The sequence below is a fragment of the Winogradskyella psychrotolerans genome (assembly GCF_018860565.1).
Lineage (GTDB): Bacteria > Bacteroidota > Bacteroidia > Flavobacteriales > Flavobacteriaceae > Winogradskyella > Winogradskyella damuponensis.
This window is the reverse complement of sequence record NZ_JAHKPS010000029.1, coordinates 164,320-181,608: the sequence shown is the minus strand read 5'-3', so window position 1 is coordinate 181,608 and position 17,289 is coordinate 164,320. Positions and strand designations below refer to the sequence as shown.

The 17,289-nt window shown below is 33.2% G+C and carries 14 protein-coding genes; 12 read left to right on the top strand and 2 right to left on the bottom strand.

Features of this window, described 5'->3' with window-relative positions:
- Positions 1 to 32: 32 nt before the first annotated feature.
- Positions 33 to 764, top strand: a complete 732-nt coding sequence (gene ubiE, locus KO504_RS16185; protein ID WP_215928577.1) for a bifunctional demethylmenaquinone methyltransferase/2-methoxy-6-polyprenyl-1,4-benzoquinol methylase UbiE — start codon at positions 33 to 35, stop codon at positions 762 to 764.
- A gap of 1 nt (position 765) precedes the next feature.
- Complete coding sequence (locus KO504_RS16180; RefSeq protein ID WP_215928575.1) at positions 766 to 1,482, top strand: porin family protein; 717 nt, start codon at positions 766 to 768, stop codon at positions 1,480 to 1,482.
- Here the strand turns inward: KO504_RS16180 and KO504_RS16175 are convergent.
- Positions 1,469 to 2,212 carry a TrmH family RNA methyltransferase gene (locus KO504_RS16175; protein ID WP_215928573.1) on the bottom strand — a complete coding sequence of 248 codons (744 nt, stop codon included), beginning with the start codon at positions 2,210 to 2,212 and terminating at the stop codon, positions 1,469 to 1,471. The genes KO504_RS16180 and KO504_RS16175 overlap by 14 nt on opposite strands.
- A gap of 314 nt (positions 2,213 to 2,526) precedes the next feature.
- On the opposite strand from KO504_RS16175, the gene KO504_RS16170 reads away from it, so the two are divergent.
- The 3 genes from KO504_RS16170 to accD all read left to right on the top strand — a co-directional run bounded on the left by KO504_RS16170 (position 2,527) and on the right by accD (position 7,469).
- Entirely contained in the window at positions 2,527 to 5,121 is a 2,595-nt protein-coding gene (locus KO504_RS16170) for a BamA/TamA family outer membrane protein (RefSeq protein ID WP_252723724.1), read from the top strand.
- A gap of 174 nt (positions 5,122 to 5,295) precedes the next feature.
- Complete coding sequence (fbaA, locus tag KO504_RS16165) at positions 5,296 to 6,363, top strand: class II fructose-bisphosphate aldolase (protein ID WP_215928572.1); 1,068 nt, start codon at positions 5,296 to 5,298, stop codon at positions 6,361 to 6,363.
- Positions 6,364 to 6,611: 248 nt separating this feature from the next.
- Positions 6,612 to 7,469, top strand: coding sequence for an acetyl-CoA carboxylase, carboxyltransferase subunit beta (gene accD, locus KO504_RS16160; protein WP_215928570.1), 858 nt, complete (start codon positions 6,612 to 6,614; stop codon positions 7,467 to 7,469).
- Between the two features lie 63 nt (positions 7,470 to 7,532).
- Here the strand turns inward: accD and KO504_RS16155 are convergent, their stop codons facing one another.
- Entirely contained in the window at positions 7,533 to 8,639 is a 1,107-nt protein-coding gene (locus KO504_RS16155) for a sensor histidine kinase (RefSeq protein WP_215928569.1), read from the bottom strand.
- A 193-nt stretch (positions 8,640 to 8,832) separates the two neighbouring features.
- Here KO504_RS16155 and rpsO point away from each other — a divergent pair, with 193 nt between their 5' ends.
- The 7 genes from rpsO to KO504_RS16120 all read left to right on the top strand — a co-directional run bounded on the left by rpsO (position 8,833) and on the right by KO504_RS16120 (position 17,232).
- A complete protein-coding gene (rpsO, locus tag KO504_RS16150) occupies positions 8,833 to 9,102 on the top strand; it encodes a 30S ribosomal protein S15 (protein WP_215928972.1) in 270 nt (89 codons plus the stop codon).
- 223 nt (positions 9,103 to 9,325) lie between these two features.
- Entirely contained in the window at positions 9,326 to 11,581 is a 2,256-nt protein-coding gene (locus tag KO504_RS16145; protein WP_215928567.1) for a polyribonucleotide nucleotidyltransferase, read from the top strand.
- 216 nt (positions 11,582 to 11,797) lie between these two features.
- Entirely contained in the window at positions 11,798 to 12,559 is a 762-nt protein-coding gene (locus tag KO504_RS16140) for an InlB B-repeat-containing protein (protein ID WP_215928565.1), read from the top strand.
- Between the two features lie 140 nt (positions 12,560 to 12,699).
- Positions 12,700 to 14,121 (top strand): glycosyltransferase, encoded by a 1,422-nt coding sequence (locus KO504_RS16135; RefSeq protein WP_215928564.1) that lies wholly within the window; start codon positions 12,700 to 12,702, stop codon positions 14,119 to 14,121.
- Positions 14,122 to 14,411: 290 nt separating this feature from the next.
- Positions 14,412 to 15,218: a pyrroline-5-carboxylate reductase gene (proC, locus tag KO504_RS16130; RefSeq protein ID WP_215928562.1), complete on the top strand. Its 807-nt coding sequence runs from the start codon at positions 14,412 to 14,414 to the stop codon at positions 15,216 to 15,218.
- A gap of 3 nt (positions 15,219 to 15,221) precedes the next feature.
- Entirely contained in the window at positions 15,222 to 16,001 is a 780-nt protein-coding gene (gene proB, locus KO504_RS16125; RefSeq protein ID WP_215928560.1) for a glutamate 5-kinase, read from the top strand.
- Between the two features lie 31 nt (positions 16,002 to 16,032).
- A complete protein-coding gene (locus tag KO504_RS16120) occupies positions 16,033 to 17,232 on the top strand; it encodes a glutamate-5-semialdehyde dehydrogenase (RefSeq protein WP_215928557.1) in 1,200 nt (399 codons plus the stop codon).
- Positions 17,233 to 17,289: the final 57 nt, after the last annotated feature.

Here is a 17,289-nt window from a genome sequence, read left to right as displayed (position 1 = left end):
TAACTTCTTAGTATATTTGCAAAAAATTTTTAATGACCAAAAAAATAAATCCATATAAAGATAGTGACCAAACCAAAAAGGTTCAGGTTACTAAAATGTTCGATACAATATCTAAAGAATACGATGGCTTAAACCGTGTCATCTCTTTTGGTGTTGATGTAAAATGGAGAAACAAAGTTGTAGAATTAGTGGCTAAAAATAATCCTGAAAACATTCTTGATATTGCTACAGGAACAGGCGATTTAGCGATTAGTTTAACAACAACAAATGCTAAAGAGATCATTGGATTAGATATTAGCGATGGCATGTTAGAAGTTGGACGCAAAAAAATTAAAGCAAAGCAATTAGATAACGTAATCTCGATGGTTATTGGAGATTCTGAAGATTTGCCTTTTGAAGACAACACTTTTGATGCTATTACTGTAGCATTTGGAGTTCGTAATTTTGAACACTTAGAAAAAGGACTAGCAGAAATTTTAAGAGTCTTAAAACCCAATGGTATTTTCGTTATTTTGGAAACTTCAGTACCTACTAACCCTATTTATAAAGCAGGCTACAACTTCCATTGTAAATTAATTATGCCAACTATAGGAAAATTATTTTCTAAAGATAAAGTAGCCTATAGTTACCTCAGTGAATCGGCCTCTGTTTTCCCTTATGGAGAAGCTTTAAACAATATTTTATCAAAAATTGGGTTTATTAATGTGGAACACAAACCACAAACTATGGGAGTAGCGACAATCTACTCAGCATCTAAAGCATAATATGAGGAAAATAATATATCTAGTACTATTTTTATTAACGTGTCAAAACGTTACTGCTCAACTTTTTACCAAAGAAAAGGTGGCTAATAATCCAGACAATATTGATCAAAAGTTTTTGTCTTGGGGATATTTCATTGGTTTTAATCAGTATGACTTTAATTTTGATTATAATGAAAACTTAGAAGATATTCTGGTTGATAAGTCTTTTGGTTTTCATTTAGGACTTATTGGAGACATGAGAATTAATGATTATTTAAATTTAAGATTAGAACCTGGTGTTTTCTTTACCACTAGGAATTTGCGTTATGACGAAAGTTATTTTGAAGGCATGGAGTTTAATGATTCTGATTTGCTAAGAGAAGTCAAATCTACTTACGTTCACATTCCACTATTATTAAAAGTATCTACCAAACGTATTAACAATTTTAAACCCTTTATTATTGGAGGGATTTCTACCGCTTTAAACCTGTCTAGTAATCAAGACAACCCAAACGACAATAGTTCTGGAGAATTTAGAATGACAAAAAACACATTTTTCTATGAACTTGGTTTTGGTATAGACCTTTACCTACTCTATTTTAAATTCACCCCTTCAATTCGTGGTGTTTTTGCTATGAATGATGAAATCGTTAAAGATGTAGATCCAAACAGTCCGTGGACAGGTAATATTTCTAAAATGCAAACTAGAGGTATTTTTATTAATTTTACGTTTCAATAGTACGTCTCCTAAATTCGCTTAATAGTATTGCTGTGGCATTGGCCACATTTAAACTTTCTGTTGCTTTAATATGACCAAATTGAGGAATTGTTACTTTCCTTGACACCTCGGCTTCAATGGATTCTGAAATGCCGTTGGCCTCATTCCCTAATACAATTATACCTTTAGTAGGTAAATCTGCAGTGTAGATATTTTCTCCTTCTAAAAAAGTACCAAAAACAGTAGTCTTACAAGATGTTAAATAGTCGTTTAAGTTCACATATTTCACATTTACCCGCGTCAAAGAGCCCATTGTAGCTTGTACAACTTTAGGATTGTAGCAATCTACAGTATTATAACTACAGACCAAGTCTTTAACACCATACCAGTCGCAAAGCCTAATTATTGTTCCTAAATTACCTGGATCTCTTACATCATCTAAAGCGACAATTAACCCCTTTTCTTGTGTTGATTCTTGGTTTGGAATTTCGAAAACAGCTAAGGCTGTATTAGGATTTTTTAATGCTGAAATTTTTTTTAATTCAACTTCTGAAATTTCAAAAACTAAATCTTTCGGAGCCTCAAAAATGGATTTTGTCGTAAATAAACTTTTCAACTTAAAATCAGATTTTAGAAATTCTGAAATCCCTTTTATACCTTCAACTATAAACAACCGTTCTAGTTGCCTGTTCTTTTTTTGACTTAACCCCTTTATGAACTTTATTTGATTCTTTGATAACGCTGAACTCATCGTAACTTTTTCTGATTTGTTGCAAAATAATCATTTTGCTCTCATATTTCATCTTTTTATGACTTTGTAACACTAGTACGAAGTATAAAAAAGAATTCTTCTAAAAACAAAAGCATCATTTTTAGTTTAAATAAAAAAAGTGAACATGAGTTCTTTAAAATGTCTTTACATTTGTTAGACGAAACCCTTAATACTAATTAATAATTCTTTTTTAGTGTTGTTTGATTTCTAAATTAAAGTGATTGCTATTTCATAACAAGAAATGGTATTATTTTTGTTTCATTAACACGTCATTTAAAATTAAGATATCTCAATTGAGTTTACAAGATTTCACTTTAATACCAATTACCAATTACAATGTGCGACACCGCAATGTATTGCTTTGGCTATGTATTATATTACTAAGTTCTTGTAACGTTGTAAAACGTGTTAAAGCAGACGAACATCTTATAACAAGTAATACCATCTTAGAGGATGGAGATAAAATAAATAATGAACGCATTAACAATATCATTACACAACGTACCAATTCTGGTATGCGAAAGTTTTTTGGGTTTCCTTTAAAACTCTATATCTACAATCTCGCCAGACCTAACATAGATTCTATAATCAATGCTAATATTTTAAGTGACTCGTCTAAAGTAAAACGAAAAACCGCACTTCTCTCCAAAAAGCAATTTGATAATCTTATTGAATCTAAACGCAATTTTAATGCTTGGTTAAAACGCACGGGTGAAGCTCCTGTAATTTATGATGAAAACAAAACCATTAAAACTGTTAGCAATCTTAGAAAGTATTACTATAGTAAAGGGTGGTTTAACAACGAAATAACTTACGAGGTAGAAAAAGATAGTAATAAACTTGCCCAAGTAACTTACAAAGTCACAAAACATAAGCCTTATATTTTAGATTCGCTAAAACCTTTTATAAGTAGTCCTGCTATTGATTCGCTCTACAATAAATTTAGTAAAACAACATTACTAAAAAAAGGAGAACAATACGACGAACAAAATTATGAGAACGAACGCGAACGTATTAACAGTTATTTGAGAAATGCTGGTTTTTATTATTTTGGACAAGATTATATCCGTTTTGAAATGGATACAATTAAGACCAATCATAAAGTCCATACCGATTTAATCATAGCCAACAGAACCATTAGAGGTGATGATTCTACAACCACTACACCTTTTAAAATTTACAAAATAAAAGAGGTTAATATTTTTACAGATGATAATTTTAATAACCGCTTTAAACCTATAGTAGACACAACAACATACAAAGACTTTAACCTCTACAGTAAAGAAAAATTAAGGTTTAGACCCAAAGCACTAACTGATGCTGTTTTTATTAATAAAGGCGACATTTATAGTGATTTAGCACGAAGTAGAACGTCGCGTTACCTCAACGATTTACAAATGTTTAGATACCCAAACATAGAATATATTGAAAACGAAGAAGACACAACATTAACAGCCAATATTTTTTTAGAACCTAAGAAAAAATACGCTTTAAGTTTTGATCCTGAAATTAATCAAAGTAACATACAAACCATAGGCTTCTCTTTTAGCACAGGTTTAAAAATTAGGAATATTTTTAAAGGTGCAGAAACTTTAGAAATCTCTGGAATTGCAGCTATTGGAGCTTCAAAAAACAGAAATGATCCTGAAGCTGCTTTTTTTGACATTAATGAATTTGGTGGTAATATTCGTCTAACAATACCACGATTATTTAGTCCTTTTAATACAGACAAAATCATCCCTAAGTATACGTCTCCAAATACCATTATAAATGTTTCAGCTACGAGCCAGCAAAATATAGGTTTAGATAAACAAACGCTTTCTGGTATGTTTAGTTACAATTGGTCTCCATCTAATACTGTCACTAATACCTTAGAATTGTTTAATGTAAATTTTGTAAAAAACTTAAATACAAGTAACTACTTTGGAGTCTACCAAAATTCTTTTGGACGCTTAAATTCTATTGCTCAAGACATAGGATATATAGGTAATGACAGCAGTTTGTACGATGAAACATCAACAACAAACAGGTACGAACCTGCAGATGTCTTCATCAATGAGGTTTTGGCTGGCAATACAAGCTTAACATCAAATGATGATGACTATTTAACCGTAAACAACATCGAAGAACGCAAAGAGCGACTCACAGAAAACAACCTTATTTTTTCTACAAGTTTTAATTATAAAAAAGACAAGCGTAAAAACATTTTTGATAACGATTTCTCTGTTTTTAAATGGCGAATTGAATTAGCTGGTAATTTACTATCTAATATTTCTAGTATTTTAGGATCACCTAAAAACGATGCCGATAATTACGAAATTTTTGGAGTGGCATTTTCGCAATACATAAAAACAGATATAGACTATGTAAAATATGTAGATTTAGGCAGAAAAAATGTATTAGCCTTTCGTGGTTATGCAGGTATTGCTATTCCTTATGGCAATTCTAATAGTATTCCTTTTTCAAAAAGTTTTTTTGCAGGAGGTCCTAACGACAATAGAGCATGGACAGCATATAATTTAGGACCTGGAGGATCTAAATCTACAAACGAATTTAACGAAGCCAACTTTAAACTTCATTTAAGTGCAGAACAACGCTTTAGTTTATTTGGCGCATTTAGAGGTGCTGTGTTTATAGATGCTGGTAATATTTGGAATGTTTTAGATAACGTAGAAGAAGACGCAGCCACCTTAACCAGTTTCGATTCTTTAAAAAATATTGCAATAGGCTCAGGCTTTGGTTTGCGTTACGATTTTGACTTCTTTGTGCTGCGTTTTGATATTGGTTTTAAAACTTACGACCCTTCTAATGATGAAGGCAATCGCTGGTTTAAATCTTATAACTTTAGAAATGCAGTTTACAACATTGGTATTAACTATCCTTTCTAAATTTTAATAAAAATCCTTTTGAAGTTTTTCATTATAAGATTTAATCATTCTTTTTTAGAAAAACTCAAACCGCATTAAAAACGATAACGTTTTCGGTTATTTATGGCAATTCTCGTCTAATAAATACTCAAAATTATGTATTTTTGATATCTAAACTTTTTCAATTATAAAATTATGAGTCATAATATTAAACCTGGAGTTGCAACCGGAAGAGACGTTCAAAATATTTTTAAACTAGCTAAGGAAAAAGGCTTTGCCTTACCTGCAGTAAATGTTATTGGGTCTAGTTCTATAAATGGTGTTTTAGAAACTGCAAAAGCATTAAATGCACCAGTCATTATTCAATTTTCTAATGGTGGAGGCGTTTTTAATGCTGGTAAAGGTTTAAGCAACGACAACCAAAAAGCTGCCATTGCAGGTTCTATTGCTGGAGCAAAACATGTGCACCAAATGGCCAAAGCTTATGGCGTACCTGTAATTTTACATACAGACCATTGCGCTAAAAAATTATTACCTTGGATTGATGGTTTATTAGATGCTAGTGAGCAACATTTTAAAGAAACAGGAAAACCACTTTACAGTTCTCACATGATTGATTTGTCTGAAGAACCAATTGAAGAAAATATCGAAATCTGTAAACAATACCTATCGCGTATGAGCAAAATGGGTATGACTTTAGAAATTGAATTGGGTATTACAGGCGGAGAAGAAGATGGTGTTGATAATACAGATGTTGATGATTCTAAACTATACACACAACCTGAAGAAGTTGCTTACGCATATGAAGAGCTAAGTAAAATAAGCGATCAATTTACTATTGCTGCTGCTTTTGGTAATGTTCACGGTGTTTACAAACCTGGTAACGTAAAATTAACTCCAAAAATCTTAAAGAATTCTCAAGATTATATTTCAAAAAAATACGGTGTTGGTCATAACCATATCGATTTTGTCTTTCATGGCGGATCTGGTTCTACAGTTGAAGAAATCAGAGAAGGTATTAGCTATGGAGTTATAAAAATGAATATCGATACAGATATGCAATATGCCTTTATGAGTGGTGTAAGAGATTATATTCAAGATAAAAAAGACTACTTGCAAACACAAATTGGTAATCCAGACGGAGATGACCTTCCTAACAAAAAGTATTACGACCCTCGTGTTTGGCTTCGTAAAGGTGAAGAAGCTTTTGTTGCAAGACTTAAAAAAGCATTCGAAGATTTAAATAATGTAGACACATTATAATTTTTTTCAACAACTTTTAAAACCCGTCAGAACTTAAAATCAGAGTTTTAGCGGGTTTTTTATTTATATATAATTTCATTTTTTGAGATAGCTATTCCTATTTTTGAGTTATATTTAATAAAATAGTAATTTTGTACACTTTGCATTTGCAAATTATAACGAATTAAAAGTAGCGATTACGGATTATTAAAATCAAAATCGTAAACCTATCCTTAGTATAATCTAAGGATTAAAATTGTAACCTTAATATGGCTTGGTTTAAAAGAAAAGATAAAGGCATTCAAACCTCAACAGAGGAAAAAAAAGATACTCCCAAAGGACTTTGGTATAAATCTCCTACTGGAAAAATAATAGACACCAAAGAACTAGAACAAAATTTTTATGTAAGTCCAGAAGATGGCTACCACGTAAGAATTGGAAGTAATGAGTATTTTCAAATTTTGTTTGATGATAATAAATTCAAGGAATTAGACGCGAACTTAACTTCTAAAGATCCTTTAAAATTTGAAGACACTAAGAAATATCCAGACCGTTTAAAAGCGGCTCAAGCTAAAACAAACCTAAAAGACGCAGTACGTACTGCTGTTGGTAAATCTAAAGGCAACGATTTAGTTATTGCTTGTATGGACTTTAGCTTTATTGGTGGTTCTATGGGGTCTGTGGTAGGTGAAAAAATTGCCAGAGCTGCAGATTATGCCTTAAAAAAGAAAACTCCTTTAATGATTATTAGTAAATCTGGTGGAGCACGTATGATGGAAGCTGCTTTATCTCTGATGCAATTAGCAAAAACATCTGTTAAACTTGCACAGCTCGCAGATGCTGGCATTCCTTATATTTCATTATGTACAGATCCTACAACTGGAGGTACAACAGCTTCGTTTGCAATGTTAGGAGATATTAATATCTCAGAACCGGGAGCATTAATTGGTTTTGCAGGTCCTAGAATTGTAAGAGATACAACGGGTAAAGAATTACCTGAAGGATTTCAAACTTCAGAATTTTTATTAGAACATGGCTTTTTAGATTTTATAACCCATCGTAAAGATTTAAAATCAAAAGTGAATTTGTATATCGATTTAATAAAAAATCAACCAATACGATCATAAAAAAACAAAAAGAGGTGTAATCAACCTCTTTTTTTTTGTTTTAATAATTAACGTGTTTCCGTATTAAGCTTTCTTAAAAAATATAGAAAACTCAGTTCCCACGTCTACTTCACTCTGCACTTCTACTTTGCCGCCTAAAGATTCAATATGATTTTTAGTAAGAAAAAGACCAATGCCAATGGCGTCTTCATTATTGTGAAACGTTTTATACATCTCAAAAAGCCGATCTCCAAACTTATTTAAATCTATCCCAAGTCCATTATCCTTAATTACCAATACCACAGCATCGGCTTCAATTCGAGAGCTTAATTCTATAATTGGATGTCTTTTTTCAGATTTGTACTTAATAGCATTTGTAAGAAAGTTTAGAATTATACTATCAAGATAGGCTGGAATGCCTTTTACACAAACATCTTCATCAATTTCGTTATAAATTATGGCTTCTGCATTTTGAGCTAAAGCAATAATATTATAAGTCGCTTTTTCGGCATAATCATATAAATTAAGAACCTGCATTTTAGAAGCATCAATTTCTTTAATTTTTGCTACTTGAGTTAAATGAGCAACGGTTTCCTGTAAATTCTCAACAGCTTGTTTTAATAATTGAAAATTCTCATTTTGGTTTAAAACAGAAAAATCTTCCTCTAAAAAATTGGTAAGAACGGATAAATTACCAGAGTGCGATCTTAGATTATGAGTCACAATATTAGCAAAAGATCGCAACCTATCATTTTGTTCTTCGGCAACACTAAGCATCAATTTTAGCTTATCTTGATTTTTTTGCCTCTTAGTAATATCTGTAAATTGCCAAATCATGTGTGCACGTCCTTCCTTAAAATAAACCAAGGACACATAGATTAACAACCAAATAATGGAACCGTCTTTATGAAAATAGCGTTGTTTTACACGATACTTATCAATTTTACCATTTATAAGTTTTTCGTATTTATGCTCGTGTACACCAAGATCTTGAGCATAGACAATATTGTTAATGTCCATATTAAAAAGCTCCCATCTTGTATATCCAAAAATATCGCAGATACTCTCGTTAACCTTTAACCAATTTCCATCTAAGCTTACGATAGCAATACCATTATAAGTATTATTAAATATACGCTCTAAAACATCGTGCGCATTAGAAGAATCCTGTAGATGATTTGAAACTTTCATACATTATATTTAATAAGGATTAAACCATATGAAAGCTATCAGTTAATAAGGGTTTGTTGACTTAAATTATTTCTAATCGTAATTTCAACATCAAAAAGTTACGAAAAAAATACCAAATCACAAAAAAATAGTATATTTGCCGCTCGAAAGAGAAGCTTTCGTGTACATAACAATCATTTACAATAATATTAGAATGTATTTAGACCCAAAAGAAAAAGAAGCCATTTTTAAAAAACATGGCAAAAACGAAAAAGACACAGGTTCTGCAGAAGGGCAAATTGCCTTATTCACTTACAGAATCAATTACTTAACTGAGCACTTAAAAAACAATCGTAAAGATTTTAATACTGAGCGTTCATTAGTAAAGTTAGTAGGTAAGCGTCGTGCTTTATTAGATTACTTAACTAAGAAAGATATTTTAAGATATCGTGCGATAGTAAAAGAATTAGGATTAAGAAAATAATCTCAATAAAAAGACCACGCCTAACAGCGTGGTTTTTTGTTATATAACAACTCGGTTTTGGACGAGTATAAAAACCAAAATTGAAGAAGCTAGATCTTGAATCGACTTCAGGACTAACAGTTTTTCATTGGTCATACAACAACTACTACACAACAACACAACGACCATTGTTTAACATTATTCTAACGAGCAATAATGCGTTAGAATTAGAATTAAAAAATTTATGATTCCAAAGGTATTTAAAGAGGTCATTGACCTTGGTGATGGTAGAGAAATTTCTATCGAAACTGGAAAATTAGCAAAACAGGCACATGGTTCTGTTGTTGTTCAATCAGGAAAATGTATGTTATTATGTACAGTTGTTTCCAACTACGAGCAAAAAGATGTTAACTTTTTGCCATTAACGGTAGATTACAGAGAAAAATTTGCTGCTGCAGGCCGTTATCCAGGTGGTTTCTTTAAAAGAGAAGCAAGACCTAGTGATGGAGAAGTATTAACCATGCGTTTAGTGGATCGTGTTTTACGTCCGTTATTCCCAAAAGATTACCATTCTGAAACTCAGGTAATGATTCAATTAATGTCTCATGATCCAGAAGTAATGCCAGATGCAATGGCAGGTTTAGCAGCTTCGGCAGCTATTCAATTATCAGATTTCCCATTTGAATGCCCAATTTCTGAAGCTAGAGTTGGTCGTGTTAATGGAGAATTCATCATTAACCCAACATTTGAGCAACTAGAAGCGTCTGACATCGATATGATGATTGGAGCTTCTGCAGATTCTGTAATGATGGTAGAAGGTGAAATGGATGAAATTTCTGAAGAAGAAATGGCAGATGCTATTAAGTTTGCTCACGAAGCAATTAAAGTACAATGTGCTGCTCAAGTAAGATTAGCAGAAGCCTTTGGAAAGAAAGCAACTCGTGAATACGAACCAGAAAGAGAAGACAAAGATTTAGAGAAGAAAGTACATGACATGGCATACGATAAAGTATATGCTATTGCAAAAGCTGGTTCTTCTAAACACGAAAGAAGTGCTGCTTTTCAACAAATAAAAGAAGATATTATAGCTACATTTTCTGAAGAAGAATTAGCAGATTATGGTGGTTTAGTATCTGAGTATTACCGCAAAGCAGAAAAAGCGGCTATTAGAGATTTAACCCTAGACGAAGGGTTACGTTTAGATGGTCGTAAGACTGACGAAATCAGACCAATATGGTGTGAGGTAGATTACTTACCATCAACACATGGTTCTGCAATCTTTACACGTGGTGAAACGCAAGCATTAGCTACAGTAACTTTAGGTACTTCTAGAGATGCAAACCAAATAGATATGCCTTCTCAAGAAGGTGAAGAGCGTTTCTATTTACACTATAACTTCCCTCCGTTTTGTACAGGTGAAGCAAGACCTATTCGTGGAACGTCTCGTAGAGAAGTTGGACATGGTAACTTAGCACAACGTGCGTTAAAAGGTATGGTGCCAGACGAGAGTCCTTACACTGTAAGAATAGTATCTGAAGTTTTAGAATCTAACGGTTCTTCTTCTATGGCAACTGTTTGTGCTGGTACAATGGCATTAATGGATGCTGGTGTACAAATGACAAAACCTGTTTCTGGTATTGCTATGGGATTAATTTCTGATGCCGATTCTGGAAAATACGCTGTATTATCTGATATCTTAGGAGATGAAGATCACCTTGGTGATATGGATTTTAAAGTAACAGGTACTGCAGATGGTATTACAGCTTGTCAAATGGACATTAAAGTAAAAGGTCTGTCTTACGAAATTCTTGTAAATGCACTAAAACAAGCTCGTAATGGTCGTTTACATATCTTAGAAAAATTAACCGATACCATTGCTACACCAAACGCAAATGTTAAAGAACATGCGCCTACAATGGTAACAAGACGTATTCCTAATGAATTCATTGGAGCTTTAATTGGTCTTGGTGGAAAAGTAATTCAGGAAATGCAAAAAGAAACTGAGACAACTATCGTTATTAACGAAGACCCAGTGACTGAAGAAGGTATTGTTGAAATTTTAGGAGTTGGTAAAAAAGGTATCGATGCTGTAATGGCAAAAATTGATGCTATTTTATTTAAGCCTGAAGTTGGTAGCATTTACGAAGTAAAAGTAATTAAGATGTTAGATTTTGGTGCTGTAGTAGAATATACAGCTGCACCAGGAAACGAAGTATTATTACACGTATCTGAATTAGCTTGGGAACGTACAGAAAATGTATCTGATGTGGTAAACATGGGAGATGTTTTTGATGTTAAATACTTCGGTATCGATTCTAGAACTCGTAAAGAAAAAGTATCTCGTAAGGCAATCTTACCAAAACCTGAAGGTTATGTAGCAAGACCACCAAGAGATGATAAACGTTCTGGTGGACGTGATAATAACAGAGGAAGAGATAATCGTGGACGTGATAACAGACGTGATGATCGCAAACCTAGAGAAGATAAGAAAGAAAATTAATTTCTAATTTCTTTTTATATCAATTAAACCTGTCAAGTTTTTAAGCCTGACAGGTTTTTTTATGCGCTCTATTTTGATTATTTCAGAAATACCAAATGCGATAGTATAATCAACTAGGCTTGTTTATCATTAGACTATAAAATACCCATTATCAGGTATAGGAGTAACTATTTTGCTTATTTAATTTTAAATACTATGAATTGTAAAGCCACAATTATGAAAATTAAAATATTTTTTATCGCAATAATGAGTTACGTTTTCTTGCTATGTAGTTGTAGTAAAAATACTAATAATGGAAATCCCAATTGTGAAACCCCTCTTACAATTACAACATCTGTATTCCCTTTAGGTACTGGTGTAATTAATTATAGAGATGAAGCTTACTGCTTTGGAGATTCGCTTTTATGTACCGCAGTTCCTAATTTAAATTATGAATTTTTTGAATGGGAATTAGGCAGCAAATCTCCTCATTCGCCTCCTGGAAACTCCGCATACTTTTATATTTATGATGAAGAAAGTTCTAATATTAGTGCAAAGTTTAGAGCAATAGACAATTCATTTATTAGTTCTAGTCTAAATTTCCCCGAAAGCTTTACTTGTGATACTGATAGGTATCCAGCATGTCAAGTAAGAGTCGAAAGGTATTATGTTTCAATCGGAATGACTGGAGTTTACGCAACTGGACCAAGAGTTTCTGTCGGAGTGTTAGGTGATGGTATGCATACAGGCATGACCTATCAATTAGAAGACGGTTTGGTGTCGGTTTCTTATGATCCAGATACATCAGTTAATTATGATGAATATGACGACGCATGGGCTTATAACGTAGATTTGGGGTCCTTTACAGTAAATTATATAAGCCCTGAAACAAATACCGTAGAAATAACATTTAACAATGTGTACCTTGAAAATTGGGACGACGAAGGAGAGTATTTATCCGGAACCATTAGTGCTCAAGGACTTACACCTATTGATTAACCCTATTATTGTTAGACTTACATAAGTAATTGCTTAAGCCAACAGTTTTAGTTGTAATGTTAAATAAAACTCAAAAAAAATCTAAACTGTAATATTAAACGTACATCTGTTTTAATCATCTCATCAACAAAACAAGATATATGGCTTCAAAAGACACCTTCTCAAAAACAATAATATCAACGTCAAAAAGCACTACTAAAAAACTATCCAAAAATTTCAACCTGTTTCTCAACAGCAAATCAAAAACAGAAAACACTAATAACAAAATTGTCCTTTTTAGTACATTTTTACTCATGCTTTTAGGCATCTATTTTTTATCTGTTTTTTATGGCGACTTTGAACAATTCAACGCCGATAAAATGAGTACCACTATTGGATATACATTTATAATCTTAGCCACTACCCTCTTAGCCTTTAAAGCCTTATTTTTTATTTATAAGGCCTTTAATTATTACAAATACAAACCTATTGCCTCTGTTTCAGACAAAGAATTACCAACCGTTACGGTAATTGTTCCTGCTTATAATGAAGGTAAACAAGTGTATGATACTTTAATAAGTTTAGACAATAGCAACTACCCAAAACACAAATTACAAATTATAGCTATTGACGATGGCAGTAAAGATGACACTTGGAATTGGATGCTAGATGCTAAAAAAAAATTAGGAGACCGTTTAGAAATATACCAACAACCCAAAAACCAAGGGAAACGTCATGCACTTTACCGCGGATTTAATTTAGGAACAGGTGATGTATATGTTACCGTAGATAGCGATTCTATCGTTACTGAAGACACACTGAGAAATTTAGTCAGCCCTTTTATTAAAGACGAAAATTGTGGAGCTGTTGCTGGTAATATTAGAGTTTTAAACAACAAAAAGGAAATGTTACCTAAAATGCTAGATGTTAGCTTTGTTTTAAGTTTTGAATTTGTGCGTTCTGCAGAAAGCAACTTAAATTCTGTACTCTGTACTCCTGGAGCCTTAGCGGCTTACAGAAGCACTGCTGTGCATAACTGTTTACCACAGTGGATCAATCAAACGTTTATGGGACAACCATCAGACATTGGAGAAGACAGAGCGATGACCAATATGATTTTAAAACAAGGTAAACACGTTTTGTTTCAGAAAAATGCAGTGGCCTACACTAACGTTCCTGAAGAATATATAGGCCTATATAAAATGTTTATCCGTTGGGGACGAAGTAATGTTAGAGAAAACCTAGAAATGGCTAAATATGTATTTACAAACTTTAGAGCCAAAGGAAAATCTGCTACACGGATTTTATTTATTAGCCAATTTGTAAAAATACTTATGAGCTATCCTTTATTAATCTCTATGCTGTTCTTCGTTTTAGTACATCCCTTATTATTTTTAGGCTCTACCCTAGTTAGTATTTTAGTGGTTTCAACTTTTTCTGTACTATTTTTTACTAGCCAATATAAAACCACGCAAGGATTTTGGGCTTACTCGTATAGCATTTTATTCACCTTTGCTTTATTCTGGATTACACCTTATGCTATTGCAACAGCAAATAGAAGAGGTTGGTTAACACGTGGTTGAGCCTAACAGAAGTAAAAAACGTTTTACACCACCTATATAAACCTATCAACATAAAACTTGATAGGTTTTTTTTATACAAATCACTCAATTTGTCACCGACAGGCTGTCAGTTTTATAGGTTTAGTAAAATTTTAAGATTTTCATTTCCACAAGTATACCTCTCATAAGTTTACAGTTTCTCAATGATTAACACAAATATTTTAAGATTCCATAATTCTTAAAATCAATCTTTCATTTTGGCACTTCCGTACAGTCCTTGTGGTAATTAAGGTGAATTAATTTAATAAAAAATGAAAGTATTAGTAATTGGAGCTGGTAATATGGGTTTAACATATTCTGAAGGTATGGCAGAATCGCCATTACTTAATAAGCATAAACTGAGAATATATGATACCGATCCAAAAAAAATAGAAACCTTACGCCAAGATTCAAGATTTAACGTTTTTGACAATCTAGAGGATTGCTTACCAAAAGCAGATATTGTCTTTATTGCTGTAAAACCGTATCACAGTGATGGTTTATTTGAAAAAATGAAACCCATGATAAATCACAGTCAAATCTTTGTGTCCTTAATGGCAGGAGTCACTATTGAAACCATTCAGCAAAAATTAGACGTAAAAAAAGTCATTAGAACCATGCCTAATTTACCTGCACAAGTTGGCAAAGGCGTCACATCTTACACCGAATCTACAGACGTTTCTAAAGTAGAACTAATCATGGTAAGAAATCTTTTAGACACTACAGGAACATCCATTCATGTTAACACGGAAAAGTTTATTGACGCCTCTACAGGAATTTCAGGAAGCGGCCCTGCTTATGTGTTCTATTTTATGCAATCCATGTTAGAAGCAGCTTTAAAAATGGGCTTTTCGGATTACGATTCCAAAGTCTTAGTAAGCAGTACGTTTGAAGGAGCCATAGAACTCTTCAATCAAAACAATATATCGCCAAAATCATGGATAGCTAAAGTCGCTTCAAAAGGAGGCACAACTCAAGCAGCCATTGATTCTATGGAAGACAATAATGTAAAACAATTAATACAAGATGCAGCCTATGCAGCATTTGATCGTGCTGTAGAATTAGGCAAAGACAAATAACATATGAATAACAATATAAAACGTGTGGTCGTCAAAGTAGGCACCAACGTATTAACAAACAAAGACAATAGAATATTAGGACCAGTACTTAGAGAATTGGTAAGGCAAATTGCCGTTTTATACGAAGAAGATATCATGGTTATTTTAGTCTCCTCAGGCTCTGCAATTGCAGGTATGGAAGTTTTGGGCGACACTGATATCAAGGATAAATCGGTAAGAAGACAAGTCTATTCTGCTGTTGGCCAACCAAGAATGATGCGTCATTATTATAGCATTTTCCATGATTACGGCATGCATTGTGCTCAAATTTTAGCCACAAAACGCGATTTTGATGCTGGAAAACACAGGCAAAATATGATTAACTGTTATGAAGGCTTATTGTCCGAAGGCGTCATTCCTATTGCCAACGAAGACGATGCCGTATCCTTAACCATGTCTATGTTTTCAGACAATGACGAACTCGCAAGTTTAGTTGCCGAACTTTTAGATGCCGACCGATTAATCATTTTGTCCGATACAGACGGACTCTACACAGGACATCCAGACGACGAAGATTCTATTAGATTACATGAAGTTAAAACCAATCAGAATGTCGAACAATATGTTCAGGCTTCTGATAAAAAAGAAGGTGAAGGCCGTGGCGGAATGGCCTCAAAATTAAAAATAGCCAAAGGCACTGCAAATAAAGACATACCTACTTACATCGCCAATGGTAAACGCGAAAATGTAATCATAGATATTATTAATAATAAAGCAGTAGGCACAAAATTTATTAGTGCTTAAAAGAAACCCCTCAATTATAAAAATTTAGAAAATGAAACTATTACAAACACGTATAAAAAACAAAGTCCTCAAATCAATGATAAGGATTTTAGGACACGAAAGACATGCCATTATCGAAGCCAATAAAAAGGATTTAGAGGCTTTTCAAAAAGAAGACCAAGCCCTTTATGAGCGTTTAATTGTAAATGATAAAAAGGTAGATGAAATGATTACTGCGGTTGAAGCCGTTATGAATCAGGAAGATCCTGTTGGACAAGAACTATCTAATCGTACACTAAAAAACGGTTTAAATATAGTAAACACTACAGCTCCTTTTGGTACCATCCTTATTATTTACGAATCGCGACCAGACGTTACTATTGAAGCAGCAGTTTTAGCCTTTAAAGCCAATAATAAAATTTTATTAAAAGGTGGTAAAGAAGCCCTAAACAGCAATCTTATTTTAGAAAAATGCTGGCACCAAGCTTTAGAAGAAAATGGCTTGTCTAAAGAATGGATTAAGCTATTGCATTTAAAACGTGAAGAAACCCAAGAATTTCTTAAAAACCCAACCGAACCCTTAGATTTAATTGTTCCTCGTGGTGGTGAGCGTTTAATCAATTTTGTAAAAACACATGCCACTTGCGCCGTTTTAGTTAGTGGACGCGGCAATAACTTCTTGTATGTTTCTGAACATGCCGATTGGAGCAAAGCTGTAAATGTGATTATTAATGCTAAAACAGATAAAATTTCGGGCTGTAATGCTTTAGACAAAGTATTAATCAATAAAAACCTTCCAGAATACGAAACCAAACTAAAAATGCTTCAAGAAAAATTAGAACAACATCATGTTGAAATTCTAGTCGATGATAAGGTCTCAAGCATTTTACCTCAAAAAGAAACGGTTTCGAACAATGAAATTTGGCACGAAGAATTTCTAGCTCTAAAACTTCTCATCGGAGAGGTAGATACTTTAGAAGAAGCTATTGATCTTATTAACACCTATTCTGGAAAACATTCGGCTGCTATTATTACAGAACACACAGACGAGGCCATGGAATTTATGCACAATGTTGATAGTGCTGCAGTATATCATAATGCCTCTACCAGATTTACAGATGGTGGACAAATGGGTGTTGGCGCAGAACTCGCTATTAGTACAGACAAACTACACCACAGAGGACCTTTGGGCTTAAACCAATTGGTAACGAATAAATATTACGTGTATGGAAATGGACAGGTTAGGATTTAGACTTAGGTCTTAGGTGGTAGGTGGCAGGTCATTCTTAACCTAACAACATGCTTTTCA

What these genes read in the sequence shown, in the direction of transcription:
- KO504_RS16145 (WP_215928567.1), top strand. Translation starts at nt 9,326, where the DNA reads ATGATTCCAAAGGTATTTAAAGAGGTCATTGACCTTGGTGATGGTAGA.
- rpsO (WP_215928972.1), top strand. Translation starts at nt 8,833, where the DNA reads ATGTATTTAGACCCAAAAGAAAAAGAAGCCATTTTTAAAAAACATGGC.
- KO504_RS16120 (WP_215928557.1), top strand. Translation starts at nt 16,033, where the DNA reads ATGAAACTATTACAAACACGTATAAAAAACAAAGTCCTCAAATCAATG.
- proC (WP_215928562.1), top strand. Translation starts at nt 14,412, where the DNA reads ATGAAAGTATTAGTAATTGGAGCTGGTAATATGGGTTTAACATATTCT.
- proB (WP_215928560.1), top strand. Translation starts at nt 15,222, where the DNA reads ATGAATAACAATATAAAACGTGTGGTCGTCAAAGTAGGCACCAACGTA.
- KO504_RS16135 (WP_215928564.1), top strand. Translation starts at nt 12,700, where the DNA reads ATGGCTTCAAAAGACACCTTCTCAAAAACAATAATATCAACGTCAAAA.
- KO504_RS16180 (WP_215928575.1), top strand. Translation starts at nt 766, where the DNA reads ATGAGGAAAATAATATATCTAGTACTATTTTTATTAACGTGTCAAAAC.
- KO504_RS16175 (WP_215928573.1), bottom strand. Translation starts at nt 2,212, where the DNA reads ATGAGTTCAGCGTTATCAAAGAATCAAATAAAGTTCATAAAGGGGTTA.
- KO504_RS16140 (WP_215928565.1), top strand. Translation starts at nt 11,798, where the DNA reads ATGAAAATTAAAATATTTTTTATCGCAATAATGAGTTACGTTTTCTTG.
- accD (WP_215928570.1), top strand. Translation starts at nt 6,612, where the DNA reads ATGGCTTGGTTTAAAAGAAAAGATAAAGGCATTCAAACCTCAACAGAG.
- fbaA (WP_215928572.1), top strand. Translation starts at nt 5,296, where the DNA reads ATGAGTCATAATATTAAACCTGGAGTTGCAACCGGAAGAGACGTTCAA.
- KO504_RS16155 (WP_215928569.1), bottom strand. Translation starts at nt 8,639, where the DNA reads ATGAAAGTTTCAAATCATCTACAGGATTCTTCTAATGCGCACGATGTT.
- ubiE (WP_215928577.1), top strand. Translation starts at nt 33, where the DNA reads ATGACCAAAAAAATAAATCCATATAAAGATAGTGACCAAACCAAAAAG.